The organism is Brevibacillus massiliensis (assembly GCF_000311785.1).
Lineage (GTDB): Bacteria > Bacillota > Bacilli > Brevibacillales > Brevibacillaceae > Brevibacillus_C > Brevibacillus_C massiliensis.
Map to the genome: position 1 here is coordinate 555732 of NZ_HE978536.1, position 25123 is coordinate 580854.

Consider the following 25123-nt stretch of genomic DNA (forward strand, 5'->3'; position numbering starts at 1 on the left):
AGGAAGCGATACCATGTTCTCAAAAGTCATCAATAACCTCAGGCACGACCCGCCCAAAATACTGGTACTCGGTTTTGCCGTCATCATTGTCATCGGCGCCTTTTTGCTCACCTTGCCGGCAGCTACCGTCAGCGGTACAGGACTGCCCTGGATTGACGCGCTGTTTACCGCTACTTCTGCCACTTGTGTCACCGGTTTGGTCGTCGTCGATACTGGAACCACGTTCACCCTGTTCGGCCAGTTGGTGATCCTCAGTCTGATACAGGTGGGCGGCTTGGGTTTTATGACCTTCGCCACCTTCTTCGCCCTGTTGATTCGGCGAAAAATCTCGCTAAAAGAGCGGCTGCTGCTGCGCGAATCACTCAATCAGATCTCGATCGAAGGAATTGTCCGTCTGGCCCGGATGGTTCTCATCTTCACCGCGATCATCGAGCTTGCCGGGGCTCTCTTGTTGGCTGCCCGCTTTGCTTTTGAGATGCCTCTTGGCCAGGCGCTTTACTTCGGATTGTTCCACTCGATCTCCAATTTTAACAACGCCGGCTTCGACATATTGGGGCATTTTAACAGCTTAACCTCATACGTGGAAGACCCGATCGTCAATTTGGTCATCCCTCTGCTGGTGATCCTCGGCGGGATTGGCTTCATCGTCTTGTCGGAGCTGTATGAGTACCGCCGCCATAAGCGGCGCCTCTCCCTGCATACAAAAGTCGTGTTGACGACGACCGCCTGGCTGATCGTAGCGGGAACCGTCGCCATTTTTGCGCTGGAGTACAACAATCCAAAAACGCTGCAGCCGCTTTCCATGCTGGGAAAATTCTTCGGCTCCTTCTACCAGTCGGTAGCGGCCCGGACTGATGGCTCCAATACGATCAGCATCGGGGATATGCGTCATTCATCGCTGTTTTTCATCATCATCCTAATGTTTATCGGGGCATCCCCCGGTTCCACGGGCGGCGGGATCAAAACGACCACTTTCGCTACCCTGTTGGGGGCGGTATGGGCGCAGGTAAAAGGCAAGGAAGACGTGATTTTCTTCCGCCAGCGGATCCTGCCCCATATGATCTACAAATCGCTTACCGTCACAGTGAGCGGCTTGTTCATTGTCATAGCCGCATCGATGATCCTTTCGATTACCGAGCAAAACGTCGACTTCTTGATGATCCTGTTCGAATCGACCTCAGCATTCGGCACGGTGGGTCTCTCGATGGGACTCACCCCTCACTTGACCGATATCGGCCGGATTGTTATCACGCTCACCATGTTCGCCGGCCGGGTGGGACCGCTGACGATCGCCTTCGCCCTGGCACAGCGCAAACAGAAGGAGTATTATCGCTTCCCGAAAGGAAAGATCATGATCGGGTAAAAAAAACCGGCACACGCTTGCGCTTGTGTGCCGGTTTTTTCCGTTTCGACCAGGCAGGCGCTGCCAAGGCCTGCGTTCGGGTCAGGCCCCTGCGGCTCTCAGCTGTTCGTTTGCGCCGTCTCGCGCATCCCCTGCGGCTGCAGAAATCGCCGAATCCCAATCAGCCTGCCAGACTCCCGCGATCTGCTCCACCACTTGCAAGGAGTCCGTCAAGACAGCATGCTCTCGCGAGGTATATAGGTCGCGATGCCGCCAGTCCCCGCTGCCCAGCAGCACCTTGGTCTGATCAAAAAGGGCAAAGGCGGTGTACAGCGGTCCGCCTTGCCCGGGAACGATGTGAAAACGGCGGATTTCCGCTCCCTTTTCGGCAAGGAAGTGAATCGTCTCCACGTTTTCCGGATGTCCTGCGTCAAGCAGGATCCGCACATGCACGCCCCGGCGGGCTGCGTTTGCCAATGCCGTCACAATCGTCAAATCGGTGATGCGCGGGACTTCGACCGCAATCTCCGACGCCGCTGCGGCAATCTCCCGTTCGATGATACCTGCGATCTCAGGCGTAAAGGCAACCGAAATATGCGTCTCCTCCCCACTAACAGAAACAGCGGGAGTCTCCGGCGCTTCGAGGGCATCCAGTGCGCCTGCCGCTTGCACATATCCCTTGCCCGCAGTATTGGGGTTGTGAAACAGGTCCTTTGCTCCCGCCAAGAGAGCTGTTTTGATCTCGTCCGGGGAAGCTTCCGGCTTCGCTTCATACAGCAGCGCCGCGGCACCTGCACAGATGGGCGTTGCCATCGATGTTCCGGAAAGGGCGACGTACTGTTCCCCTACGCGCCGTTCGGGATAGGTCTTGTCGAGCGTTGAGCCCGGGGAACGAAGCGATATGATATTTACCCCCGGGGCGACGATATCCGGCTTGGTCAAGCCGTCGATCGTCGGGCCGCGGCTGGAAAAAGGCGCCGGCTTATCGTCCTCCAGCGGAACGGAACGCTTGTCATCTACCGCCCCTACCGTAAGCAGCAGTGGGTGAATTCCCGGAGAACTGATCGTCCCCGCTCCCGGCCCTTCATTGCCAGCGGCTACACAGACGAACAATCCGGACCGCCACGCTTTCTCCAATGCCTGGCAAAGCGGGTCATCGCGATACGATTCACTCGCCGGACCGCCAAGCGAAAGGGATAAAATGCTAATGCCCCATTGGTCTTTATGCTGAACACACCACTGTACGCCGTCGATGATATCTGAGATCGAACCTTGTCCGCTGCCGTCGAGCACCTTGACCCCGACGAGCGAAGCTTCCGGGGCGGGGCCTTTATACCTGCCCCCGCTCGCTCCACCGTTTCCGGCAGCACAACCGGCGACATGGGTGCCGTGGCCGTTATCGTCATAAGGCTTGGTTTTTCCCTGAATCACATCGTAAAAAGCGACGATGCGATTCTGCGGCACGGTCAGATCGGGGTGGGCGTAAATGCCCGTATCAAGGATCGCGATCGCAACGTTCTTTCCGGTCAATCGGCTGCTGCTCTCCGGCGTAACCCCGATGGCCGGTGTGGCAACGTCGAGCAGGGCATGCATCGTCCGGTCGAGATGCACCCGATGGACGTGGTGGCTGCTGGCAACCTGCCCCAAAATTCTTACCGGCAGGCGGATGACAACGGCGCCGATAATCGGCAGTTCCTTGATAATCCTGCATCCGCAATCTTGTACAAACTTGTTGAGGACGTCGCATGTGCTCTGGCCATCATCGATTTTACGTTGAATCAATACGGTGATTTCTTCGTCCAGGCCCATGGCCTGAGCCAAACGCTTTTGCAACTGGGCATCACACTTGTGCAAATGATCACGTAAAACGCTGTCCATTTGATACACCTGAAACTACCTCCTTAGCTTCACCGGTATTATCATAGGTACCCCGCTACTTTCAACATACCATTTTTTTGGCATCAATTCACTATGACTATCGAATCAATTCCGAATTATCAGATTTTTATTTTCACAAACAACCCCTCCATCCCGCTGGTTCACAGCAGATGGAGGGGTTATCTGACGACATCTGATTTACTTCACATTGTCTATCAGGAACGTTGCCAGTCCCGGCGCAATCGATAACAGTACGATAAACAGGAGCATGATTACGACGTAAGGCAGGGATCCTTTGACAATGGTCGAAATCGACGAGCTCGGATCCACACCCTTGAGAACAAACAAATTGAGTCCGACCGGTGGAGTGATCAAGGCCAATTCCATATTTACGACCATGACGATCGCAAACCAGATCGGATCGAACCCAAGCGCAGTGATGATCGGATACAGGATCGGCAGGGTAATGACCAGGATCGAGACTGTTTCCAGGAAGCAGCCCAAAATGAGCAGCACGATGTTGATCAGCACAAAGATAACCCACTTGGAAACCGGCAAAGCCGTCGCCAGCTCCGTCAATTTTTGCGGTATTTGCAGATAGGTCAGAATAAACCCGAACAGCATGGCACCGACAATAATGAACAAGATCATCGCATTCGTCTTCACCGTGGAAAGAATAATCTTTTTCATATTTTCCAGCGACAAACTGCGATACACCAAGCCTGCGATCAAAAAGCTGACCACAACACCGACGGCAGCCGCTTCCGTAGGAGTGAAGATACCTGAATAAATACCGCCGATGATAATGACGGGCATCAGCAATCCCCAGATTGCCTTGCGGGTGGCCTGGAAGCGTTCAGTCCAGGTCGCCGGCGCCTCTTTGATATGCCTCGTCTTCCACGACGCGTACACCATAAACAGCAGAAGCAGCAGCAGCCCGGGGATGACACCGGCGATAAACAGCTTGCCGACCGACTCGCCGGTGACCGATCCGTAAATGATCATCGGCACGCTTGGCGGAATCAGGATGCCAAGCGTGCCGCCCGCTGCCATCAAGCCGAGTACGCTTTTTTTATCGTAGCCCCGCGCGGTCATTTCCGGAATCGCGACCATTCCGATCGTGACAGCCGTCGCTACACTTGAACCGGAGATCGCGGAAAAAATCGCACAGCACGTCAGCGTCGCGATCGCCAAACCGCCGGGCAGATGGCGAAACCACTTGCTGGCCATCTCGTACAGTTCTTTGCCCACGCCGCTGTACAGGAGAACCTGGCTCATCAGCACGTACATCGGCAATGCGCTCATGGTAAAATCGTCCAGGGATTTGTACGCAATAATCGGGATTTGCGACAAGCCCAGCGCCCCGCCGTTGAACAGATACAGCCCGATGGCGGCGACAAAACTGAGCGCGAATGCCACAGGGAGCCCAATCAACAGCAAGACGGCAAAACCGCCTGAAAAAAATGAAATCATTCTGACTCCTCTCCTTTTCCGTTCATCGTGTCAACAAATTGGAGCAGAAAGGAGAAGCAAAGCAAAATTCCGCCCAACGGGAGGAGCATTTCAGGAATGTACATTGGGATCCTCAGCAGGGAGGCAGATGTAAAACCCAATTCCTTGCTGCTGCTGACGTGTTCCCACCCGTATACAGTAAAGACTGTGCTGAACAAAAACCCGATTACGCAGGAAACCATCAGCATGCCTTTCCGAATAGGAGCGAAAACATTGTGGAGCAACAGGTCCACTTTGATATGCCCGTTCCGCCTAAGTGTGTATGCCGCTCCAAAGAAACAGCTTCCGATTATGGCGTAAATCGAGAGTTCCGTCGACCATATCGTCGGAGCGTTAAACAGGAAGCGGGAAATGACCTCGTAAAAAATCATTCCCGTCGCGCAAAAGATAAAGATACCAGCCATAAGTCCGCCCAGCGTGATTAAGCGGTCAAGACCTGCGTATACCGACTTTAAAATCTTCATGATCCCCCTCCCAAGGTGTTACGTTACTGTAAGTTCTCTACCAGCTGGATCAATTCTTTACCGGTATCTCCGCTGTTTTTCAGATATTCGTCAACAGCAGGTTTTGCGGCTTCTTTCCACGCCGGATAATCGCTTTCGGGCACGACGTAAACTTCCATTCCCTTTTCTCTCAACTGCTCTGCCGTCTTCTTATCCTCCTGCTCCGCCTGCTGGCGAATCCAATCTTCCGTCTCTTTGGCGGTCGCGGTGAGCAGCTCTTGTGTTTTTGGCGGCAGCCCGTCCCAGAACTTCTTGTTTACCGCGAGCAAAAATTCCAGGTATGCGTAGTTGGCAATCGTCAAATACTTGGATACTTCGTCGTACTTGCGCTGTACCATCGCGGTCGTTCCGGAGGTAGCGCCGTCAATCGTATTGCGCTGGAGCGCCATGTAAACCTCGCCCGCTCCCATAAAGACCGGTGCCGCCCCGTATGCTTGCAGCATGGCAGAGGGGATTTCCCCGATGCTGCGGAATTTCAGACCCTTGAAATCAGCGGGGGATTTCAGCGGTTTTACGTTGTTGGCAAATTGGGCGTAACCGTAGTCGGCGTACATGAGGACTTTTGCCCCTTTTGCTTCCATCTGTTGATTCAATTTTTCGCCAATTTCTCCCTTCAGCGCTTTTCCGGCCAGGTCATACGTAGGGAAAGCGAACGGGACATCAAAAATACCCATCTCCGGCACTACCGATGCCCACAGCGTCGAAGAGTTTACCCCCATTTCGACACCACCCGTCAAGATCGCCTGGTTCATCTCTTTGTCACTGAGCAGCTGTCCTGCCGGGTATACTTGAATTTTTACTTTTCCTCCGGACTTCTCTGTCACCTTCTTGGCAAAATCCTCCACCCCCCTGGAAACGTGGTGATCCTGCGGCAGATTATAGGCGAGGCGGATGGTCACTTCCTGGTACTCATCTCCGCCTTGTGCAGCTGTTTGTCCAGCTCCGGCCTCGGTTTGCGGCTTGTTCTCCGCTGTCGGGGCAGTTCCTCCGCCGCACCCCGCAAGTACAGATCCGGCCAGCAAACATCCGGCCAGCAAGGTTGTCCATATTTTCCGGCTCTTCATAAAAATACCCCCTGTAATTATGCAGCTTTAGATCGTCAACTGATTTCTATTTTCCACCAGGCGAATTCTGCCCAGCGGATTTCTCTTCGAGAGACTGACAGCAAAATCGGATGCTTCCAACAACCGGGAAAAATCGATTCCCGTTTTGACGTTCATCCGCTCGAACATGTAGACCACGTCTTCCGTCGCCACATTTCCCGCGGCTCCCGGCGCGAACGGACAGCCGCCCAATCCGCCGACGGCAGCCTCAAACAGACGAATGCCCGCCGTGTAGGCGGCGTACGTATTGGCAAGCGCCAGCCCACGGGTATCGTGCAAATGAATGGCGACCGAATCCGACCTGCTGTATTTCAATACCTTGCTGCACAGACTGTAGACGTGGTCGGGAACGGCAATTCCGATCGTATCGGCCAGCCCTACTTCATCAGCACCTGCTTTAAAGGCCGCCAGGGCAAGCGAAAGGACTTTGTCCTCGTCCACTTTTCCTTCGAACGGGCAGCCGAAGCTGGTCGCAATCGAAAAACGGATTTTTACTCCAGCCTCTTTCATCAGCGGCACAAGCTGTACAAACGCCTCGAAATTCTCCTCAATCGACTGGTTGATGTTCCGGGCGTTAAAAGTCTGACTGGCGGCTGTCACCCAGTTTACTTCGTCAATGCGCTGTTCACGCGCCCGTTCAAACCCTCTCCGGTTTGGCACCAGCGCACCGAAGGAGACGTTTTTATACTCCTGTAGCTTGCACATAATATCAGAAGCGTCTGACATTTGCGGCACCTTTTTCGGGTGAACGAACGACGTCGCTTCCATCCGCGTAATCCCGGCATCGAGCAGCTTGTCTATCAGCTGCAGCTTCTTTTCCGTAGGGACAAACTCCGCCTCGTTCTGCAGTCCGTCCCGCGGCCCGACTTCAATAATCTGCACCTCGGCCATTAAATCGCCCCTTTTTCCTTCAATTTGCCGATCGCTTCCTGACTCAACTGCAGCAGCCCTGCGAAGATTTCCTGATTGTGCTGGCCAAGTTTTGGGCCGCTCCACTCCAGGTCTCCCGGCGTTTCCGACAGTTTCGGCACGATGCCAGGAACCAGGACCTTCCTTCCGTCCGGCAGGGTTACCGATTTCAGCATCTCCCTTTCCTTGTAGTGCTCGTCCTTGACAATGTCTTCAATGCTGTAGATCGGTCCGACCGGAACAGCAGCCTCATCCAGCCGCTTTTGCACCTCTTTAAGCGGGTACTGCTTCGTCCAGTTCCCGATGACCTCGTCGAGAAAATCTGCACGCTCGGCTCGGCCTTGATTGTCGGCATACTGCGGGTCTTCGGCCAAATCCCCTCTCCCGATCGCGTACATCATCCGCTTGAAAATGCTGTCGCTGTTCGCCCCGATGACGATGTACTTGCCGTCGGAACATTCGTATGTATTGGACGGTGCAATCCCAGGCAGGGTGCTTCCCGTACGCTCGCGAACAATCCCCTTGAGGTCAAATTCCGGCAAAATCCCCTCCATTAAACTGAAAACGGATTCATATAAAGCGACATCAACCCACTGCCCTCGTTTTTCCGGATGGTTATTCCGGGCGTGCAGGGCAAACATCGTGCCGATCACCGCGTACATGCCGGCCACGATATCGCCAATGGCGATGCCAACCCGAACAGGCGGGCGGTCCGGAAAACCGGTCAAATACCGGAGCCCCCCAATCGCTTCTCCCACGCTGCCAAATCCGGGTTTGCTGCGATACGGTCCCGTTTGCCCGTAGCCGGAGATACTGGCCATGATCAGGCCGGGGTTGATTTTTGACAGTGTTTCGTAATCAAGGCCCCACTTCGCCAGTGTCCCTGGACGGAAATTTTCGATAATGACGTCCACTTTTTCCACCAGCGATCGGACCACTTCCTGCCCTTCTGGCAAGCGCATGTCTACGGTAATCGATTTTTTGTTTCTTGCCTGCACATACCACCAGATGGATGAATCCTCATGCATGGCACGCCAGTTGCGAAGCGGGTCGCCCGTTCCCGGTGCCTCAACCTTGATCACCTCTGCGCCAAATTCAGCGAATATCTTTCCCGCAAAAGGAGCGGCGACAAGTGTGCCAAGTTCCAGCACCCTAAGTCCTTCCAGTGGTTTCTTCCTCTGCATAATGATCTCCCTGTGTGTTTGATTCTTGATAGGATTCTAAATACAACCTGTAATCCGTCCGAATATGCTCCTCCATCAGCTGCTTGGCCCTTTGGCCGTCCTGATCGGCAATCGCCTGCAGAATGGCGGCATGCTCGTCCACGACCGTTTCCGGACGTTTTTCCTGGGTGCGAATGATCACATTTCGATAGAAGGAAATCAACACCTTCAAATCCTTCAGCATTTTCACCAGATAAGGGTTGGCACTTGCCTCCGAAATCAAGTGGTGAATCTCAAAGTTCAATTCGTGGATTTTTATCGGATCGCTTTGATGGGCTGGATTCCTCGTCATCTCCAGCAATTCCTGCAGCCGCTCCACCTGGGCCTGCGAACGCCGCTCGGCTGCATACATTGCGGCCGCTGGCTCCAAGTTAAGCCGACATTCGTACAGGTAAGAAAAATCCTCCCATTTTGGTGCGTAAACCGTCACCCCCCCTTGCTGCTGCACCACTACCAATCCATCTTTTTCCAAACGGCGGATTGCCTCCCGAATAGGACTGCGGCTGACCCCGGTTTCTTCGACGATCCTCTCTTCGATCAGCCTTTGTCCCGGTGCTAATCCTCCAATCAGGATTTTATCACGCAGATATTCATACACCTGGGATTGGAGTGTCTCTGTCCGCCTAATCAGTTTTTTCATCTGACCCCGCTCCTTCATTTTCTGAATACTGCATTCTGTATACAAAGATAAATACATCATATTTTATCGTTTTAAAACAGTCAATATATTTGTTGTTTTATGACGATTTTGTTGGGAGACGTTCTATTCGGTTACCACAGAAAGGAAACGTATGTTCTGAAAAGTGGTGCAAAAGCAAAAAAATCGCATTCATCTCACCGCCTCTAGAGGTGGGAGTCTTCTGCGAAAATAGATAAAAAAACAACGTTTGCCCCATTCGGAAACGTTGCTTGCAAAAATTCTATCGCTGTACGTGCAGTCCGCGTAACCATGCGAAATTACGGTTGCCTCAATCAGGATATGATCGAGGCAACTGTCTTTTCTGTTTATTTTGCCACCGCTTGTTTTGCCAGTTCATCCAGTACCAACTGGGTCATTTCTGCGGTACCGATCGCCTTGCTGGGATCCGGTGCGATGTCGCCGGTGCGATGGCCGGCAGCGAGTACGGCCGAGACGGCCTTCTCCACTGCCTCTGCCGCGGCATCCAGACCAAGCGAGTACCGAAGCATTAATGCCGCAGAGAGGAACGTCGCCAGCGGATTGGCGATCCCTTTTCCGGCGATATCCGGGGCCGAGCCGTGAACCGGTTCGTACAGGCCGAAGCTGCCTTCTGCCAGGCTGGCCGAAGCCAACATGCCGATCGAACCCGTCAGCATGGCCGCTTCATCGCTGAGAATATCGCCAAACATGTTCTCCGTCACGATGACGTCGAATTGTTTTGGCGCCCGCACCAACTGCATTGCACAGGCGTCCACCAGCATGTGCGTCAGCTCTACGTCCGGGTAGTCTGCCGCCACGCGGTCAGCCACTTTCCGCCACAGACGGGAGCTTTCCAATACGTTGGCCTTGTCGACAGAGCAGAGCCGTTTGTTCCGCTTCCGGGCGATCTCAAAGGAGACGCGCAGAATCCGTTCGATCTCCGCTTCGTTGTAAATGAGCTGGTCTTCGGCCACTTCAGCGCCGTCTGCCCCCTGGTAGCGCTTTTTCTCGCCGAAGTAAATCCCCCCGGTCAGTTCGCGGACTACCATCAGATCGACGCCGGAGACGACCTCCGGTTTCAGTGACGAAGCCTCGACCAGGCTGGGGTGCATCGTCGCCGGACGAAGGTTGGCGTAAAGCCCAAGAGCCTTGCGGATGCCGAGCAATCCCGCTTCCGGACGCAGATGGCCTGGATTTTGGTCCCATTTCGGGCCGCCAACCGCACCGAGCAGTACCGCATCTGCTGCTTTTGCGAGCTGGAGCGTCTCCTCCGGCAGCGGTGTGCCGTCCTGGTCAATCGCACATCCGCCGATGCGGCCGTACGTGAATTGGAATGTAACATCAGATTGTTTCGCTACTTGTTCCAGTAATGTGACCGCTGCCGCCGTAACCTCCGGCCCAATGCCGTCGCCGGGCAGAACCGCGATCGTAAAAGATTTCTTTGTCATAGGCCACTCATCTTTCTTCCATATAATGATAAATCATGCAAATTATGCCCGTTCTTGCCGTTTCGCTTCTTTATACGCTTGCAACCAGTGTCTCGCCGCGACGCTCAATGATTTTGTTGATCGCTCTCACGTAGGCGATCGCACTTGCTTCCAAGACGTCGGTGCTGACGCCGCGCCCTTGAACGATCAAATCTCCCTGCTGCAGCCGGACGTACACTTCGCCGAGTGCATCCTTGCCGTGTGTAACGGAGACGATCTTGTAATCGGCCAGCGTTACTTCTTCGCCGGTGGCGCGGTCAATCGCCTTGTAGATGGAGTCGACCGAGCCGTTGCCGCAAGCAGCCTCTTCCAAAACGGTGCCGTCCTGACGCAGCAGGCGGACGCTGGCAGTCGGAACTGACAGGTTTCCATAAGAGAGCTGCACGGACTCCAGCTTGTAAGCTTCAGCCGAGCCGGACATCTTGGAATCGACGAGCGCCACGATGTCGTCATCGCTGACTTCCTTTTTCTTGTCGCACAACTCTTTGAACGCGATGAAGGCGACGTCGATTTCCGCCTGTTCCAGGTGGTATCCCAGTTCGGCTAACTTGTCTTTGAAAGCGTGGCGTCCGGAGTGTTTGCCGAGAACCAGCCGGTTTGATTTGAACCCGACCGTTTCCGGACGGATAATCTCGTAGGTCGTCGCCTCTTTCAAGACGCCGTCCTGGTGAATGCCGGACTCGTGGGCAAAGGCGTTAGCCCCTACGACCGCTTTGTTGCCGGGCACGATCATTCCGGTCAGGCGGCTCACCAACTGGCTTGTGCGGGCAATTTCGCGCAGGTTCAAGGTCGTCACGGCCTGGAAGACATCCTTGCGGGTCTCCAAAGCCAGGGCCACTTCCTCAATCGCCGCATTGCCGGCGCGCTCGCCGATACCGTTGATGGTTCCCTCGACCTGTGTCGCTCCGGCCTCAATCGCAGCCAGCGTGTTGGCGACTGCCAGCCCCAAATCGTCGTGACAATGGCAGCTCAGCTTCACCTTTTCGATGCCCGGCACCAGTCGGAACATCTCCCGGAAGATATCACCGTATTCTTGCGGGGACAAGTACCCTACCGTATCAGGCAGGTTGATCACGGTCGCTCCCGCCTTAATCGCTGCCTCTACCACCTCGGCGAGGTAAGGAATCTCCGTGCGGCCGGCGTCCTCGGCGGAAAACTCAACATGCTGCACGTATTTTTTGGCGTACTTGACGGCGGCAACGGCCCGCTCCAGCACCTCTTCCTTGCTCATGCATAGCTTATATTGACGGTGAATTGGCGAGGTTGCCAGGAACACGTGGATCCCGGCATCGTTCGCGCCTCGCACCGCTTCATACGCCTTGTCAATATCTTTTTCATTGGAACGCGCCAGGCTGATCACTGTCGCATTTTTTACACGGGCGGCTACTTCAGCCACGGAGCGTAAATCCCCGGGGGAGGCTGCCGCAAATCCGGCCTCGATGCGAGACACGCCTAATTTTTCCAATTGGAGGGCAATTTCCACCTTCTCATTCAAGCTCAGGTTTACGCCTGGAGACTGTTCGCCATCTCTCAATGTGGTATCAAAAATCTCGATTGTACGCATCCTCTTTCCTCCTCCGTTTATTTACTGATGTTCCTTTTTTTGGGTGATTACTTGTCTTTGTTGATCCAAGCCATCATATCGCGGAGCTTGGAACCTACCTTTTCAATGCCGTGTTCTGCCTCAATACGGCGGCGTGCGTTAAATCCAGGGCGATTTGCCTGATTTTCCAGGATCCAATTGCGGGCAAAGGTGCCATCCTGAATTTCCGCCAGCACTTTTTTCATCTCTTTGCGCGTTTCTTCGGTGATGATGCGGCGTCCCGTGCTGTAGTCGCCGTATTCGGCCGTGTCGCTGATCGAATAGCGCATCCGTGCCAAACCGCCTTCGTACATCAAATCAACGATTAGCTTCAGCTCGTGCAAGCACTCGAAGTAGGCAATTTCCGGTGCATAGCCCGCTTCCACCAACGTGTCGAAACCGGCTTTGACCAACTCGCTCACACCGCCGCAGAGCACTGCTTGCTCACCGAACAGGTCGGTTTCCGTCTCTTCGCGGAAGGTGGTCTCGATGACACCGGCACGGGTGCAACCGATACCGCTGGCGTATGCGAGTCCCAGTTCGTGTGCTTTGCCGGTCGTATCTTGGTAGACGGCAAGCAAGCCGGGAGTACCGAAGCCTTCGGTATAGGTGCGGCGAACGAGGTGGCCCGGGCTTTTCGGCGCGACCATCACGACGTCTACATCTGCCGGCGGAACGATTTGGCCGAAGTGGATGTTAAAGCCGTGGGAGAAGAACAGGGCTGCTCCGGATTTGAGGTTCGGCGCAATTTCTTCCTTGTAAACCTGGGCCTGACGCTCGTCTGGCATGAGGATCATGATGAGGTCAGCTTCTTTTGTCACCTCTGCTACTGTGTAAACTTCAAATCCGTCTTCTACTGCCTGGTTCCAGGATTTCCCCGGGCGAAGACCGATGATGACGCGGTATCCGCTGTCGCGAAGATTTTGCGCTTGGGCATGGCCTTGGCTTCCGTAACCGATCACTGCGATCGTTTTGTTTTGCAGTGCCGCCTTGTTTACATCAGATTCGTAGTACATTTTTACCATTTTCATTTCCTCCCTTGTTTCGCATACCAGTTGAGTTTTTCTTACATATATGAAGGTTGATCGACGACACTTCGCGCCATGGCCATTAACCCGGTCCGGGTCAGCTCGCGAATGCCGTACGGCTCAAGCAGTGCTAAAAGTGCATCAATTTTGTCAATATCCCCGGTCGCCTGGATGATCAGCGACGTGGGGCCGATGTCCACCACCGATGCCCGAAACGGTTCGACGATCCCGTTGATCTCGGCTCGCTGTGCGGGGCCGGCATCCACCTTGATCAGCGCCAATTCGCGCGTGACCATCGGATCTTTGCTGAGCAAAGTGACCGAGATGACATCGATCAGCTTGTTCAGCTGCTTCATCAATTGGTCGATGCGTTGATCGTCGCCCCCGGAGGTGATGATCATTCGGGACAGTCCCGGCTCCTCCGAAGCTCCTACGGTAATGCTGTTGATATTGCAGCCTCGTTGGCTGAACAGGTTGGCGACTCGCGTCAACACGCCGGGGTGGTCGTTGACAAGGACGGCAATCGTATGTTGTTCCATCTACTCTTCCCCCAATACCATTTGATCCAGTGTGTCTCCTGCTGCGACCATCGGATAGACGTTCTCTTCAGGTTCGACGCGGAAGTCGATGACGACCGGGCCGTCGTAGGCGAGTGCTTCAGCCCATACTGCTTTCGCTTCCGCTGTTGTCGTCGCCCGCATCCCTTTGATTCCGAAGGCCTCTGCCAGCTTGACAAAGTCGGGGCTGCAGGTCAGATCGATTTGGCTGTAGCGGTTCTCGTAGAACAATTCCTGCCACTGACGCACCATGCCAAGGCACTGGTTGTTCAAGATGACGACTTTTACCGGCAGTCTGTACTGGACCAAAATGGCCAGTTCCTGATTGGTCATCTGGAAGCCGCCGTCCCCTACGACGGCAATGACAGTGCGGTCCGGATTGGCAAACTGCGCCCCGATTGCCGCCGGGAAGCCAAATCCCATCGTGCCCAGTCCGCCCGAGGAGATGAAGGAGCGCGTACTTTTAAACTTGTAGTACTGTGCCGTCCACATCTGGTGCTGGCCGACGTCTGTGGTCACGATCGCTTCGCCGTTCGTCGTTTCGTACAGCATTTCGATCACTTCCTGCGGCTTCAGGGCATCGCTGTTTTTCTTGTAGCTGTACGGATGCTCCTGCTGCCACTGCCTGAGCTGAGCGATCCAATCAGCTGTGTCGCAAGCTTTCGCCAACGGCAGGGCCTTTTGCAGCGTGCTCTTCGCATCGCCTACCACGGTAACGGCCGTCGCCACGTTTTTGCCCAGCTCCGCCGGGTCGATGTCGACGTGTACGATCTTGGCGTTGGGTCCAAACTCTTTCGTCCGCCCCATCGTGATCCGGTCGTCAAAGCGGGCGCCGATCCCGATGATGCAGTCGGCATTAAGCAAGGCCTGGTTTGCCGTATAGCTGCCGTGCATTCCCGGCATGCCGAGCGCCAGTTCGTGGGTGCCCGGGAATCCGCCCAGTCCCATAAAGGTGTTGATGACCGGGATGCGGGTTTTTTCTGCAAAGGCGAGCAGTTCTGCTTCTGCACCGGCGGAGAGAATTCCGCCGCCAGCCAGGATAACCGGTTTTTTCGCGGACGAAATCGCCCCTACAAACGCTTGCACTTCCTCATCGCTCGGGACGACCGTGTCGCGATAACCGCGAATCTCCACGCTGTCCGGATAATAAAACGGCGCTTTGGCATTGGCTACGTCTTTCGGGATGTCGATCAGGACAGGTCCCGGGCGTCCGGTCGTCGCGATGTAGAACGCTTCTTTGACGATGCGCGGCAGATCCCGGACGTCGCGCACGAAGTAATTGTGTTTGGTGATCGGCAGCGTGATCCCGGTGATGTTCGCTTCCTGGAACGCATCCGTACCGATCAAGTGCTGGGCTACGTTTCCGGTGATGCAGACCAGCGGAATCGAGTCCATCTGCGCCGTCGCGATCCCTGTGACCAGGTTGGTTGCCCCCGGTCCGGAAGTGGCGATGCAAACACCCGGCTTGCCGGTGGCGCGGGCATAGCCGTCAGCGGCATGAACCGCACCCTGCTCATGGCGCGTCAAGACGTGTTTGAGAAAACTGCTGTAGAGGGAGTCGTAGATCGGCAGCACTGCTCCGCCAGGGTATCCAAAAATCACCTCTACGTTCTCCAACAACAGACACCGCAGCAAAGCCTCCGCACCTGTCATCTCTTCGCCGAATCCGATATTTGGCACACTCCGAAGCTTGGTTAGTTCGGCGGCATTTACACTCATCGTTTTCTCCTCCTCCATCTCCGTATAAAAAAGTGAAAACCCTTCCTCCCCGACACGATGTACATGTCTGATTGGGGCGAAAGGGTTCCGCGGTACCACCCAAAATTTATCGGCGTTTTGCAACAACCGACCTTATGCAGTCTAGTTATCGACTGCGACACGCTAACGTTTGTCAAACGGCCTTACCTACTCTCCGGACGACCGGATTTCAGCAGGCGGCTCAGAGGTGAGCAGTTGAACGCATTCTTACCCGGCTCTCATCCCCCCGGGCTCTCTGTGGAAGAAGAGGCGAACAACGTTATCCTCATCACTGCCTTTATGCATCGGAAAAGATTTTCCATCTTTCACTGTTGTCAGAAAATAAATGTTACGTCTGATTATATCCGCGTAAAAATGCGGTGTCAATGCAGTTCGCGGGATTTTTTCAAACTTTCTCCCGAACGATTGTTCAGTCAAAATCGGGCATCGTTGGATCGCTCTCCATGTAAGCGGATACACAAAAAACCCCGCCTTCCCCCTCTTGACAGGAAGAGAGGGACGGGACGGTTACAGCTCTACGGCAGCTTTTTCCTGCAGACCGGCGATCAACACCTTCGCCACTTCCGGGCGGGTAAATTCCTGCGGGGGCACCTCGCCAATGCCAAGCATCTGGCGCACCTTCGTACCGGATAAGGTGAGGCGGCTGCCTGCATCATGGGGGCAGGTCTTGGCGGTGGCCATCCCCTGGCACTTGCGGCAGTAGAAGCTGTGCTCGAAGAACAGCAGGTGAATGCCCAATTCGTCCGGGGTGAATTCGGAGAAAATGTACTGAGCGTCATACGTTCCGTAGTAATCGCCCACACCGGCGTGATCCCTGCCGACGATAAAGTGGGTGCAGCCGTAGTTTTTTCGCACCATCGCATGAAAAACCGCCTCGCGCGGTCCGGCATACCGCATGGCAGCGGGAAACGCCCCGAGAAAGACGCGGTCTTTTGGATAGTAGTTTTCCAGCAGCGTCAGGTAGCTTCGCATGCGTACTTTTGCCGGTATATCGTCAGATTTCGTCTCGCCCACCAGCGGGTTGAGAAACAGGCCGTCGACGGTTTCCAGTGCCACCTTCTGAATGTACTCGTGAGCACGGTGAACGGGATTGCGGGTCTGAAACCCAACCACCGTCTTCCAGCCTTTCTGCTTGAAGATGGAACGCGTCTCTTCCGGCGTAAAATAGTACTCCGGGAACATCTGCGGACGCGGACGCTGCAGGACCTCGATCGGGCCGCCCAGGTACAGCGGCGGGCGTTCATACAGCTTTTTTACCCCGGGGTGTCCCGCCTCCGTCGTCCGGTAGACGTGCAGCGCTTCCGTTCGCTTGTCTGGCGTGTATTTGCTCTCGACGGTCAGCACCGCGTAATCTGCGCCATCCTTCCCCCGCAGCAGGACTTTTTCGCCGATGGCCACATCCCGCCAGCTCTCTTCTGCGGCAAGCGTGACCGGGATCGTCCAGACCGCCCCGCTCTGCAGGCGCATGTTTTCCAGCACTGCCAGATAGTCCGCTTCCGTTAGAAACCCCGTCAAGGGCGAAAACGCGCCCATCGCGATGCAGTCGATATCCGACAGCACCCAGGCGTCGACCGTCATGACTCGAAAAGCCTTGCTCTCCCGCCGCAGCACTTCCAGGTCCCTTCCCGTCACCATTCGGTTGACCAGCGTTCCCCCGTGCGGCACACTTTCCTGCCTCATCAAATCTCTCCCTTCAACATTACTTGTGAAGCCCGCACTCCGTCTTGTCAAATCCAGCCCAGCGTCCTGCCCGGGGATCTTCTCCCGGCCCCACCGGACGCGTGCAGACCTCGCAGCCAATGCTGGGATAACCGCGGTCGTGCAGCGGGTTGTACGGAATGTCATGGGCGCGAATATAGGTCCATACATCTTCGCTGTTCCAGGAGGCGAGCGGATTGCATTTCACAAGCTGGAACTTGCTGTCCCATTCCAGTTTTCTTGCATGCGCACGAGTCGGAGCCTGGTCGCGGCGAATCCCGGTAATCCACGCCTTGTATTGTGACAAAATCCGGCTGAGCGGCCGCACTTTGCGTATTTCACAGCAAAGATTGGGATTCCTTTCCCAAAGTTTGTCGCCGTGCTCTTCTTTCTGCTGTTCCAATGTCATCTCGGGCAGCACTTGAATAAAGGTGGTTTTATACCGTTTTTGCAGCCGGTCGCGCGTCTCGTACGTCTCGCGAAAGTGCTTGTTTGTATCCAAATAAAAAATGGGCGCTTTGGGAGATATTTTGAACAGCATGTCAATCAACACGACATCTTCCGCACCAAAGCTGGAGGCGAGAATCACTTCCTTGCCAAATTCTCTCACCATCCACTGCAGAATCTCTTGCGGCTCTCTTCCCTCCAGACGGTAGGCCCAAAGCAAAATCTCCTCCTCGGTCCACTTCTTCACCTGCGCTGTCTCTCCTTTCCTCGCTCACTTCGCTTCCCATCTTATGTAAGGGGAGGCCGGATGGATACCCGCCTAGTTGTCCGAAATCCTTACGGCTATAAGCAAACCGGGCGGACGGAAGTTCCAAGTCTTCCCCGGCAGGAAAATGGCGGCGCTCTGCTGAATGACAAAAAGACGGAAAACTCCGAAAACGAGTTGCTGGTTGCAAAGGAGGATGACATGAACGCAAGAGAGGAAATCTTTAAAGCGGTAAAAGCAGGAGCTCCGTGCTTTTCTCCTAACCTAAATAAGAACGCTGGTGATTCTTACTTGAACCCGTGCATGATACCTGGGATTTTTGTAAAATCAGATAGGCGTTAAATGGATACGCCATATCTGAATTGAATTCGGTACTAAAAAGACGTAAGAACTGTTTTATCAGATCTTACGTCTTTTTATGTGTCAGCCGAAAATATTCGCACTCAAAACGGAACCCGCTCCCTCACGGCGAGGCGAAGCTCCTTGGCAAAAATCAGCGCTTGGCTGCGGCAGGTTGGGAGCAGGCGGCGAGCGCCTGCTGCAAATCAGCGATCAGGTCGTCCGTATCCTCCAGCCCTACCGAGAGGCGAATCAGCCCGTCGGTGATGCCGCGGTGCAGCCGTTCCTCCGGCGGCATGGCAGCATGGGACATCAGCGCCGGATAGGAGAGGATGCTCTCGACCGCTCCCAGGCTGACGGCGACCAGCGGCAGCTTGACAGCGTCAAACAGCGCTTTGGCGTTTTGCCGGCTGCCTACGTCAAAGGAGAGGACGGCACCGTGCCCTGACGCCTGCCGGGACTGCAGTTCGTGGCCGGGATGATGGGGCAGCCCGGTGTAGTAGACCCGCTCTACCGCGGGATGCCGGTCCAGCCACTCTGCCAGTTTTTCCGCGCTTCGCGTGCTGGCGTCAAGCCGGGTCTTCAACGTCTTGAGGCCCCGCATGACGAGCCAGCAGTCCTGTACGCCGAGAATGGCTCCGAAGCCGTTTTGAATCGCGTAAAGCTGCTCTCCCAACTCTTCGTCCCGGGTCACCGCCAGTCCCGCAACGACGTCACTGTGGCCGCCGAGAAACTTGGTCGCACTGTGGATGACGATATCCGCCCCCAATTCCAGCGGACGTTGGTAATACGGGGTAAGGAACGTGTTGTCGACGATCGTCAGCAGTCCGTGCTGCCGGGCCAACTCGGTCATCAGCGCCAGATCGGTTACCTTTAACGTCGGATTGGAAGGCGTCTCCAGGTAGAGCGCACGCGTATTGGACCTGATCCCTGCGGCCACCCGTTCGGGATCTGTCGTATCGACGAAGCTCACCTCGATCCCCAGGCGCGACAAAACGCGGGACAATATGCGGTACGTTCCGCCGTAGACGTCTTCCGCCACCAGCAGGTGATCCCCGGCGGAAAATAGCAGGAAGACACTGGAGATGGCGGCCATGCCGGAGGCGAAGGCGAAGCCCCGGGCGCCGCCTTCCAGGTGGGCGATGGCCTCTTCAAGCGCCTGCCGCGTCGGGTTGCCGGAGCGTCCGTAATCATACCTTCCCATCTGGTCGATGTCAGTTTGGTGGAACGTGGACGCCTGGTAAATCGGGATGCTGGAAGCCCCTGTCGCCTGGTCAATCGCATTGGTTCCGTGCAGCAGCCGTGTCGCAAAATTCATGCCCGAACTCCCCCTTTCACAACCGAAGCCTCCAGCGCCTGAGCCAGATCTGCCGTCAGGTCATCCGGATGCTCAATCCCTACCGACAACCGCAGCAGCCGATCGCAGACACCCACTTTTTCGCGAACCTCTTCAGGGATGTCGGCGTGCGTCTGGGTTGAAGGATAGGTACAGAGCGACTCCACGCCGCCCAGGCTTTCTGCAAATGAGATCAGTTTCAAACTCCGCAAAAACTCGGGTACCTGTGCCGCGTGCTTGACGCGAAATGAGACCATGCCGCTAAAACCGCTCGCCTGCCGCTGCTGCACCTCATAGCTGGGGTGATCGGGCAGCCCTGGATAAAACACTTCGCTGACGCCCGGATGGTCCTGCAGAAACCGGGCCACCGACAGGGCGTTCGCCTGATGCCGTTCCATCCGCAAGGCCAGTGTCTTTAACCCGCGGATCAACAGCCAGCAATCCTGGGGTCCCAGCACAGCGCCAATCGAGTTGTGCAGTAAACGGAGCTTTTCTGACAATTCTTGCCCTTTTGTAACGACGAGCCCTGCAAGCACGTCATTGTGCCCGCCCAGGTACTTGGTGGCGCTGTGGACGATCAAGTCTGCCCCCAGTTCCAGCGGGCGCTGAAAATACGGGGTCATAAACGTGTTGTCCACGATGGTGAGCAGTTGATGCTCTTTCGCCACCCGGGCGATCGCGGCCAGGTCGGCCACCTGCATCAGCGGATTGGTCGGGGTCTCGACAAAAACGGCTTTCGTCTCAGGGCGAATCGCCAGTCTCACCTGCTCGATGTCCCGCATGTCGGCATAGGTAAAGGAAACCCCGAAGCGGGAGAGAATTTGTTCAAACAAGCGATATGTACCTCCGTACAAATCAAGCGAGACGACGAGGTGATCCCCTTGGGAAAACAGCCCCATTATCGTCTGGATCGCCGCCATCCCGGAAGCGCAGGCGAACGCAGCGTCGCCTCCTTCCAGATCGGCAACGGCTTCTTCCAGGACGGTGCGCGTTGGATTCGCCGTCCGCGTGTAGTCAAAACCGGTGCTCTCCCCCGGCGCCGGGTGGCGGTAAGCCGTCGCGTTGAATACGGGATAGCTGATCGCCCCTGTCGTCTCCTCCCTGCCAACTCCGATTTGAACCAGTCTGGTTTCAATGTTCATCTGCGTCTGTCCCTCCTGTTATTTGACCCTGTCTCTAACAACAAAAAAGCCTTCTTTCGTCAGAGCGAAGAAGGCTTTGGATACGTTGCCGTAAGCAAACCCTTCTCATCTCTCAGAGCTTTTTACGCTCTGCAGGAATTGGCACCGTATCTCCCCACTGTGGGTGATTGGTTGCCGGGCATCATCGGGCCAGTCCCTCCGCCTCTCTTGATAAGAAGTTTGCTATTCAGTTTAATTATTTCAATACTAGCGAATGTTTCTGTACTTTGTCAATACTCTTTTGGATCAGGGGTGTTTCCGTGTTCTCACTCGTTTGCCGAGCGGGCGGTGTTCGCAGCATTCGCCAGAACCTCTTTCAATTGGTCTGCCGCCTTTTCCACAGCCGTTTTATCGCCATCTTGCAAGGCTTCCGCCAAGGCGGGCAAAGGCTGGGCAGCGTAACCCGTCGTCCGGCCGGGAGCCCAGATCTGGTGTTTGTACCAGGGACGGCCAGCCAATCCTTCCTCCCGGATCAGATCGCGCTCCTGCTTCAGCATGGCCGCGTTGATCTTCTCCAGTTCTTTGCGATCAGCCTCGCTGACGCCATCGGACAGCAATTGCCGGGCCCTCTGTTCCAAGGCTGCTGCTGCCGACTGCCACTCCTTGGCCTGGGCGATGGCGGGAGCCATATCGACACCCAGTGTGCCTTCCTTGGCGAGATTCTCCAGCCTGCTCACTACATCTGCCGCATAGTCGGAGTAGCTGAACGGCAGCACGTCGGCATTTGCCAGGCGCAATGCGGCAATCCCGATGAGTTGGGCGCCTGCCTTGTGGTGCTCATAGCCTGGATCCGCAAACCGGGTCAAGACATCCACGTTGTCATAGGCACTGTGATACAAGCCCCCTGGTGAACCGAATCCCATATCGAGCGAGGGCACACCCACATGTTGAATAAAGGGGGTGTAGTCCGAGCCGCTTCCCAAATCGCCAAGAGCCGGAGCCTTGCGTCCTGATCTGAGATACCAGTCGTCAAAAATGCTCATATTGCTTCTCGGTTCGGTCACTTCCTTGGTTACCTCGTACACAAGCTGCTTCAGCGATGGCACTGCCGACGCTCCGAAGAACTGTCCGCCGATGCTGTCCATGTTAATATAGGCGACGGCATTTTTGGCAAGTTCTCCGCGATGCTCTTCCACCCACTCGGTGGAACCTAACAGGCCGTATTCTTCGCCATCCCATCCTGCCAGAACAATCGTCCGGTCAGGTCTCCAGCCTTTCTGATACATCTCGCTCAGAACGCGGGCAATCTCCATCGTCGTGCTCCAGCCGGACGTGTTGTCAGTCGATCCGTATACCCAAGTGTCGCGGTGGGCGCCGATCAACACGGTTTGATCAGGATACTTCGCCCCGGGGATCCGGACGATCACGTCGTTTACCGGAACGCGCTGATAATCGATGTCCAGGGAGATCCGGACTTTTGTCGGACCGGGTCCCAGCTTGTAGGTGAAGGGCAGACCACCCTGCCATGCCGCAGGAGCCTCATCTCCTTGCATCGATTCGAGCAGCTTGCGCGCCTCTCCGTACGATATCGGCGTTGTGGGAATGGTCGGCAAGGATGCGGCCTCGGACGGATCGATCCGCTTGGTGTCCGGCGTTGACGGCTCTCCCGGCGTCAGCGGGTCGCCCGGGTAATGGAAAATGTACAGGATGCTTCCGCGCTGAATCGCGTCGTCCGGTCTCCACGGCCCGTCCGGATAGACAGCCCCTTTTATGTAACCGTCATCGGCAGGGTCGCTGTAGATCATCATGCCGACCGCGCCGCGTTTGGCCGCTTGCTCCGGCTTGACTCCGCGGAAGTTTTGCCCGTAACGCGCAATCACGATTTTTCCCGCGACCGATACGCCCTGACGCTCAAGCTCGGCGAAATCCTCCGGCCTTGCGTAGTTGGCGTAGACGAGCTCAGCTTCCACGGTGCCTCCAGGAGAGTACGCGTTGTACCCCGGAACGACCTCATCTGCGTAAGGCGTTCCTTTCGGGAGATTCTCCGTTACCTGCAGGTCGCGCTTCTCGGGATAGGTTTCCGCTGCAGAGATCTTTTTCGGGACAGACATATAAACGTCGTACTTCTTCACTTCCGGCTTGAGTCCCGCTTTTTGCAATTGGCCGACGGCGTAATCCAGCGCCGCGGCATTGCCCGCTGTTCCTACCATTTGCGGACGCTGGCTGAGCCCTTTCGAATACGCTGCGAGTGAATCCGTGCTCACCTTGTCCGCAAAAATTTGCTCAAACTCGCGCTGCCAATCCGCCCTGTCTTTGGAAAATCCTGTTGCCTCTGCAGACGCCGCAGAGGACGGCAACGAAGGGAACAGGATCAGCGTCGCGGCCATCAACGCTCTGACGATTGCGGACGCCCCTCTCCTTTTTGTTCGCGTTTTTCCGCCGTCAGGAAAGCCCTTGCAAAACGGCGGCGACTGTAACCCGTGTTTCAGTTTCAATACAATCCCTCCTGTTTTTATAGGTACATGCGTAAATATTATATTAAAAATGATTTACTATTATTAATTTTCGGTCGTATTATTCCCTGTTTCAGAAGGGTTGGAATATTCACAAGGATTATCCGCCTGAAAAGAGAATAGGGAATAGGTAGAAAGTTCATCAAGCGAGCGAGAGAACGAAAGGAGAAACCACGCATGACAAAACTGGCAAATGCTTTTCCGATTCACGAAGTGAGGGAGCAGTTTCCTGCCCTGAACCGCACGTATAACGGCAAACCGGTCGCCTATTTCGACGGACCGGGCGGCTCACAGACGGTCAAATCTGCGATTCAAGAAATGGCATCCTATATGGCAAACGGCGGAGCCAATCTGCACGGCTCCTTTCCCACCAGCCGCGAGACCGAGGCAATCATCGCCGAAGCGCGGGAAGCCGTCGCCGATCTGTTTGGCGCAAAGCCGCAGGAAGTCGCGTTCGGGGCCAATATGACGACGCTTACATTCGCGATTGCCCGGGCGTTGGGCCGGAACTGGAGAGCCGGCGATGAGCTCGTCGTGACCGAGCTGGATCACCGCGGGAACGTGGACCCGTGGCTTGCGGTGGCAGCCGACCGGAATATGACTGTTCGCTGGCTGAAAGTGGATCCAAAGAAATTGACGCTTGATCTGGATGAACTGGATTCGATCATCACGCCCAACACCCGTCTGGTCGCGGTGGGCCTCGCATCCAATGCCGTCGGGACGATCAACGACGTCGAGCGCATCGCCCGCCATGCCAGACAGGCAGGTGCCCTGGTCGCGGTAGATGCCGTACACGCAGCTCCCCACTTCGCCATTGATCGCGATCAGATCGGCGCCGATATCCTGACGTGTTCCGCCTATAAATTCTTCGGCCCGCACATCGGCATTACCGTCATTCGCGAGGGACTGTTTGAGCAGCTTCAGCCCTATAAACTGGCTCCCGCTCCCGACTACCTGCCGGATAAGCTGGAGACCGGGACGCAAAACCACGAGGGGATCGCCGGCATCCGCCCAGCCATTGACTTCATCGCAAGCCTGGGATCAGGCGCCAACCGCAGGGAACGGATCATCGCCGGATTCGAGCGGCTGGAAGAGCATGAAAACCGACTGGCGGCAAGACTTCGGTCGGCCCTTGCGGAGATGGACGGCGTCACCCTGTACGAAGCTGACGCTTCCGTAGCGAAAACCCCGACAATAGCATTTCGCATCGAAGGCTGGAGCCCCCAGGAGGTCTGCCTACGGATGGCCGAAGACCATGCCGTCTTTATCGCCGATGGAGACTTCTACGCCTCTACGCTGGCTGACAAGCTGGAGATCAACCCCAGCGGCTGGATTCGCGCCGGACTTGCTCCCTACAATTCCGATGAAGAGGTGGACCGCTTTATAGCCGGACTGCGCCTGCTCATAAGCGGCGGAAAGTAGAGCCGTCCAAGCAGGAATGGCAAAAGGAGCGCCGCAGAGCGCTCCTTCTCTTCATCCTTTCAGCAAATACTGGTTGCCGTCCACATCTTCAAACGTCGCATAGGTCCCCCACGCCATTTGGTTTGGCGCTTGCAAAAAGGTCACTCCGTTGGCCGCCATGCGCTCATACGTCTGGTGAATGTCGTCGCATTCAAACACGATTGACGCCTTCTGCTCCTGCCAATTCTTCATCATCGTCCGCGGGTACAGGACCAGACGAGACCCAGCTCCCTTGGGACCAACCTCGATCCAGTTGGCGGCCGGTCCCATCGGATGATTGGCATATACCTCAAAGCCTGCCTTCTGGGTCCAAAACTCCAACGCCTTCTGCTGATCTTCTACATAGACTGCTACCGTCGCAATTTGTTTAATCATTTTCGTTTGCACCCCGTCTCTTCGATGG

General features: G+C 55.6%; 21 protein-coding genes and 1 riboswitch. Of the genes, 3 read left to right on the plus strand and 18 right to left on the minus strand.

Annotation, left to right across the window (positions count from 1 at the left end):
- Positions 1-13: 13 nt before the first annotated feature.
- A complete protein-coding gene (locus HGBM_RS06595; RefSeq protein ID WP_019120301.1) occupies positions 14-1363 on the plus strand; it encodes a TrkH family potassium uptake protein in 1350 nt (449 codons plus the stop codon).
- Between the two features lie 81 nt (positions 1364-1444).
- Here the strand turns inward: HGBM_RS06595 and HGBM_RS26830 are convergent, their stop codons facing one another.
- From HGBM_RS26830 to HGBM_RS06665, 14 genes are all read right to left on the minus strand, one after another.
- The gene (locus HGBM_RS26830; RefSeq protein ID WP_245552895.1) at positions 1445-3220 is read right to left on the minus strand and encodes a S8 family serine peptidase; all 1776 of its coding nucleotides are present in this window, start codon (positions 3218-3220) and stop codon (positions 1445-1447) included.
- Between the two features lie 198 nt (positions 3221-3418).
- Positions 3419-4693 (minus strand): TRAP transporter large permease, encoded by a 1275-nt coding sequence (locus tag HGBM_RS06605; RefSeq protein WP_019120303.1) that lies wholly within the window; start codon positions 4691-4693, stop codon positions 3419-3421.
- Complete coding sequence (locus tag HGBM_RS06610; RefSeq protein WP_019120304.1) at positions 4690-5196, minus strand: TRAP transporter small permease; 507 nt, start codon at positions 5194-5196, stop codon at positions 4690-4692. Before HGBM_RS06610 ends, HGBM_RS06605 begins: the two co-directional genes overlap by 4 nt.
- A 23-nt stretch (positions 5197-5219) precedes the next feature.
- Positions 5220-6299, minus strand: coding sequence for a TRAP transporter substrate-binding protein (locus HGBM_RS06615; protein ID WP_019120305.1), 1080 nt, complete (start codon positions 6297-6299; stop codon positions 5220-5222).
- A 27-nt stretch (positions 6300-6326) separates the two neighbouring features.
- Positions 6327-7229 carry a hydroxymethylglutaryl-CoA lyase gene (locus HGBM_RS06620; RefSeq protein ID WP_019120306.1) on the minus strand — a complete coding sequence of 301 codons (903 nt, stop codon included), beginning with the start codon at positions 7227-7229 and terminating at the stop codon, positions 6327-6329.
- Positions 7229-8431 carry a CaiB/BaiF CoA transferase family protein gene (locus HGBM_RS06625; RefSeq protein ID WP_026074250.1) on the minus strand — a complete coding sequence of 401 codons (1203 nt, stop codon included), beginning with the start codon at positions 8429-8431 and terminating at the stop codon, positions 7229-7231. The genes HGBM_RS06620 and HGBM_RS06625 overlap by 1 nt, the downstream gene beginning before the upstream one ends.
- Positions 8400-9110, minus strand: coding sequence for a GntR family transcriptional regulator (locus HGBM_RS06630; RefSeq protein ID WP_019120308.1), 711 nt, complete (start codon positions 9108-9110; stop codon positions 8400-8402). Before HGBM_RS06630 ends, HGBM_RS06625 begins: the two co-directional genes overlap by 32 nt.
- 365 nt (positions 9111-9475) lie before the next feature.
- The gene (leuB, locus tag HGBM_RS06635) at positions 9476-10576 is read right to left on the minus strand and encodes a 3-isopropylmalate dehydrogenase (RefSeq protein WP_019120309.1); all 1101 of its coding nucleotides are present in this window, start codon (positions 10574-10576) and stop codon (positions 9476-9478) included.
- Between the two features lie 70 nt (positions 10577-10646).
- Positions 10647-12179, minus strand: coding sequence for a 2-isopropylmalate synthase (locus HGBM_RS06640; protein WP_019120310.1), 1533 nt, complete (start codon positions 12177-12179; stop codon positions 10647-10649).
- Positions 12180-12226: 47 nt separating this feature from the next.
- Entirely contained in the window at positions 12227-13228 is a 1002-nt protein-coding gene (gene ilvC, locus HGBM_RS06645; protein WP_081590100.1) for a ketol-acid reductoisomerase, read from the minus strand.
- 35 nt (positions 13229-13263) lie between these two features.
- Positions 13264-13764: an acetolactate synthase small subunit gene (gene ilvN / locus HGBM_RS06650; protein WP_019120312.1), complete on the minus strand. Its 501-nt coding sequence runs from the start codon at positions 13762-13764 to the stop codon at positions 13264-13266.
- Complete coding sequence (gene ilvB, locus HGBM_RS06655) at positions 13765-15501, minus strand: biosynthetic-type acetolactate synthase large subunit (protein ID WP_019120313.1); 1737 nt, start codon at positions 15499-15501, stop codon at positions 13765-13767. It abuts the gene before it with no gap.
- A gap of 546 nt (positions 15502-16047) precedes the next feature.
- A complete protein-coding gene (sat, locus tag HGBM_RS06660; protein ID WP_019120314.1) occupies positions 16048-17220 on the minus strand; it encodes a sulfate adenylyltransferase in 1173 nt (390 codons plus the stop codon).
- 19 nt (positions 17221-17239) lie between these two features.
- The gene (locus tag HGBM_RS06665) at positions 17240-17932 is read right to left on the minus strand and encodes a phosphoadenylyl-sulfate reductase (RefSeq protein ID WP_019120315.1); all 693 of its coding nucleotides are present in this window, start codon (positions 17930-17932) and stop codon (positions 17240-17242) included.
- A 60-nt stretch (positions 17933-17992) separates the two neighbouring features.
- On the opposite strand from HGBM_RS06665, the gene HGBM_RS06670 reads away from it, so the two are divergent.
- Positions 17993-18292, plus strand: coding sequence for a hypothetical protein (locus HGBM_RS06670; RefSeq protein WP_019120316.1), 300 nt, complete (start codon positions 17993-17995; stop codon positions 18290-18292).
- Positions 18293-18443: 151 nt separating this feature from the next.
- Here the strand turns inward: HGBM_RS06670 and HGBM_RS06675 are convergent, their stop codons facing one another.
- The 3 genes from HGBM_RS06675 to HGBM_RS06685 form a co-directional block, all read right to left on the minus strand.
- Positions 18444-19607, minus strand: a complete 1164-nt coding sequence (locus tag HGBM_RS06675; RefSeq protein WP_019120317.1) for an aminotransferase class I/II-fold pyridoxal phosphate-dependent enzyme — start codon at positions 19605-19607, stop codon at positions 18444-18446.
- A complete protein-coding gene (locus HGBM_RS06680) occupies positions 19604-20767 on the minus strand; it encodes an aminotransferase class I/II-fold pyridoxal phosphate-dependent enzyme (protein ID WP_019120318.1) in 1164 nt (387 codons plus the stop codon). The genes HGBM_RS06675 and HGBM_RS06680 overlap by 4 nt, the downstream gene beginning before the upstream one ends.
- A gap of 102 nt (positions 20768-20869) precedes the next feature.
- Positions 20870-20984, minus strand: a riboswitch (SAM riboswitch).
- Between the two features lie 88 nt (positions 20985-21072).
- Positions 21073-23241 (minus strand): M28 family metallopeptidase, encoded by a 2169-nt coding sequence (locus tag HGBM_RS06685; RefSeq protein WP_019120319.1) that lies wholly within the window; start codon positions 23239-23241, stop codon positions 21073-21075.
- Positions 23242-23436: 195 nt separating this feature from the next.
- On the opposite strand from HGBM_RS06685, the gene HGBM_RS06690 reads away from it, so the two are divergent.
- Positions 23437-24681: a cysteine desulfurase-like protein gene (locus tag HGBM_RS06690; protein ID WP_019120320.1), complete on the plus strand. Its 1245-nt coding sequence runs from the start codon at positions 23437-23439 to the stop codon at positions 24679-24681.
- Positions 24682-24732: 51 nt separating this feature from the next.
- Here HGBM_RS06690 and HGBM_RS06695 read toward each other — a convergent pair whose 3' ends face one another.
- Positions 24733-25095, minus strand: coding sequence for a VOC family protein (locus tag HGBM_RS06695; protein WP_026074251.1), 363 nt, complete (start codon positions 25093-25095; stop codon positions 24733-24735).
- Positions 25096-25123 lie beyond the last annotated feature (28 nt).

Bases quoted from the DNA above. Each gene is read 5' to 3' on its own strand.
- HGBM_RS06630 (WP_019120308.1), bottom strand. From the start codon at position 9,110: ATGAAAAAACTGATTAGGCGGACAGAGACACTCCAATCCCAGGTGTAT.
- HGBM_RS06695 (WP_026074251.1), bottom strand. From the start codon at position 25,095: ATGATTAAACAAATTGCGACGGTAGCAGTCTATGTAGAAGATCAGCAG.
- sat (WP_019120314.1), bottom strand. From the start codon at position 17,220: ATGAGGCAGGAAAGTGTGCCGCACGGGGGAACGCTGGTCAACCGAATG.
- HGBM_RS06670 (WP_019120316.1), top strand. From the start codon at position 17,993: ATGGATACCCGCCTAGTTGTCCGAAATCCTTACGGCTATAAGCAAACC.
- HGBM_RS06680 (WP_019120318.1), bottom strand. From the start codon at position 20,767: ATGAACATTGAAACCAGACTGGTTCAAATCGGAGTTGGCAGGGAGGAG.
- HGBM_RS06615 (WP_019120305.1), bottom strand. From the start codon at position 6,299: ATGAAGAGCCGGAAAATATGGACAACCTTGCTGGCCGGATGTTTGCTG.
- HGBM_RS06605 (WP_019120303.1), bottom strand. From the start codon at position 4,693: ATGATTTCATTTTTTTCAGGCGGTTTTGCCGTCTTGCTGTTGATTGGG.
- HGBM_RS06595 (WP_019120301.1), top strand. From the start codon at position 14: ATGTTCTCAAAAGTCATCAATAACCTCAGGCACGACCCGCCCAAAATA.
- HGBM_RS06675 (WP_019120317.1), bottom strand. From the start codon at position 19,607: ATGAATTTTGCGACACGGCTGCTGCACGGAACCAATGCGATTGACCAG.
- leuB (WP_019120309.1), bottom strand. From the start codon at position 10,576: ATGACAAAGAAATCTTTTACGATCGCGGTTCTGCCCGGCGACGGCATT.
- HGBM_RS06690 (WP_019120320.1), top strand. From the start codon at position 23,437: ATGACAAAACTGGCAAATGCTTTTCCGATTCACGAAGTGAGGGAGCAG.
- HGBM_RS06625 (WP_026074250.1), bottom strand. From the start codon at position 8,431: ATGCAGAGGAAGAAACCACTGGAAGGACTTAGGGTGCTGGAACTTGGC.
- HGBM_RS06620 (WP_019120306.1), bottom strand. From the start codon at position 7,229: ATGGCCGAGGTGCAGATTATTGAAGTCGGGCCGCGGGACGGACTGCAG.
- HGBM_RS06640 (WP_019120310.1), bottom strand. From the start codon at position 12,179: ATGCGTACAATCGAGATTTTTGATACCACATTGAGAGATGGCGAACAG.
- HGBM_RS26830 (WP_245552895.1), bottom strand. From the start codon at position 3,220: ATGGACAGCGTTTTACGTGATCATTTGCACAAGTGTGATGCCCAGTTG.
- ilvC (WP_081590100.1), bottom strand. From the start codon at position 13,228: ATGAAAATGGTAAAAATGTACTACGAATCTGATGTAAACAAGGCGGCA.
- ilvB (WP_019120313.1), bottom strand. From the start codon at position 15,501: ATGAGTGTAAATGCCGCCGAACTAACCAAGCTTCGGAGTGTGCCAAAT.
- ilvN (WP_019120312.1), bottom strand. From the start codon at position 13,764: ATGGAACAACATACGATTGCCGTCCTTGTCAACGACCACCCCGGCGTG.
- HGBM_RS06610 (WP_019120304.1), bottom strand. From the start codon at position 5,196: ATGAAGATTTTAAAGTCGGTATACGCAGGTCTTGACCGCTTAATCACG.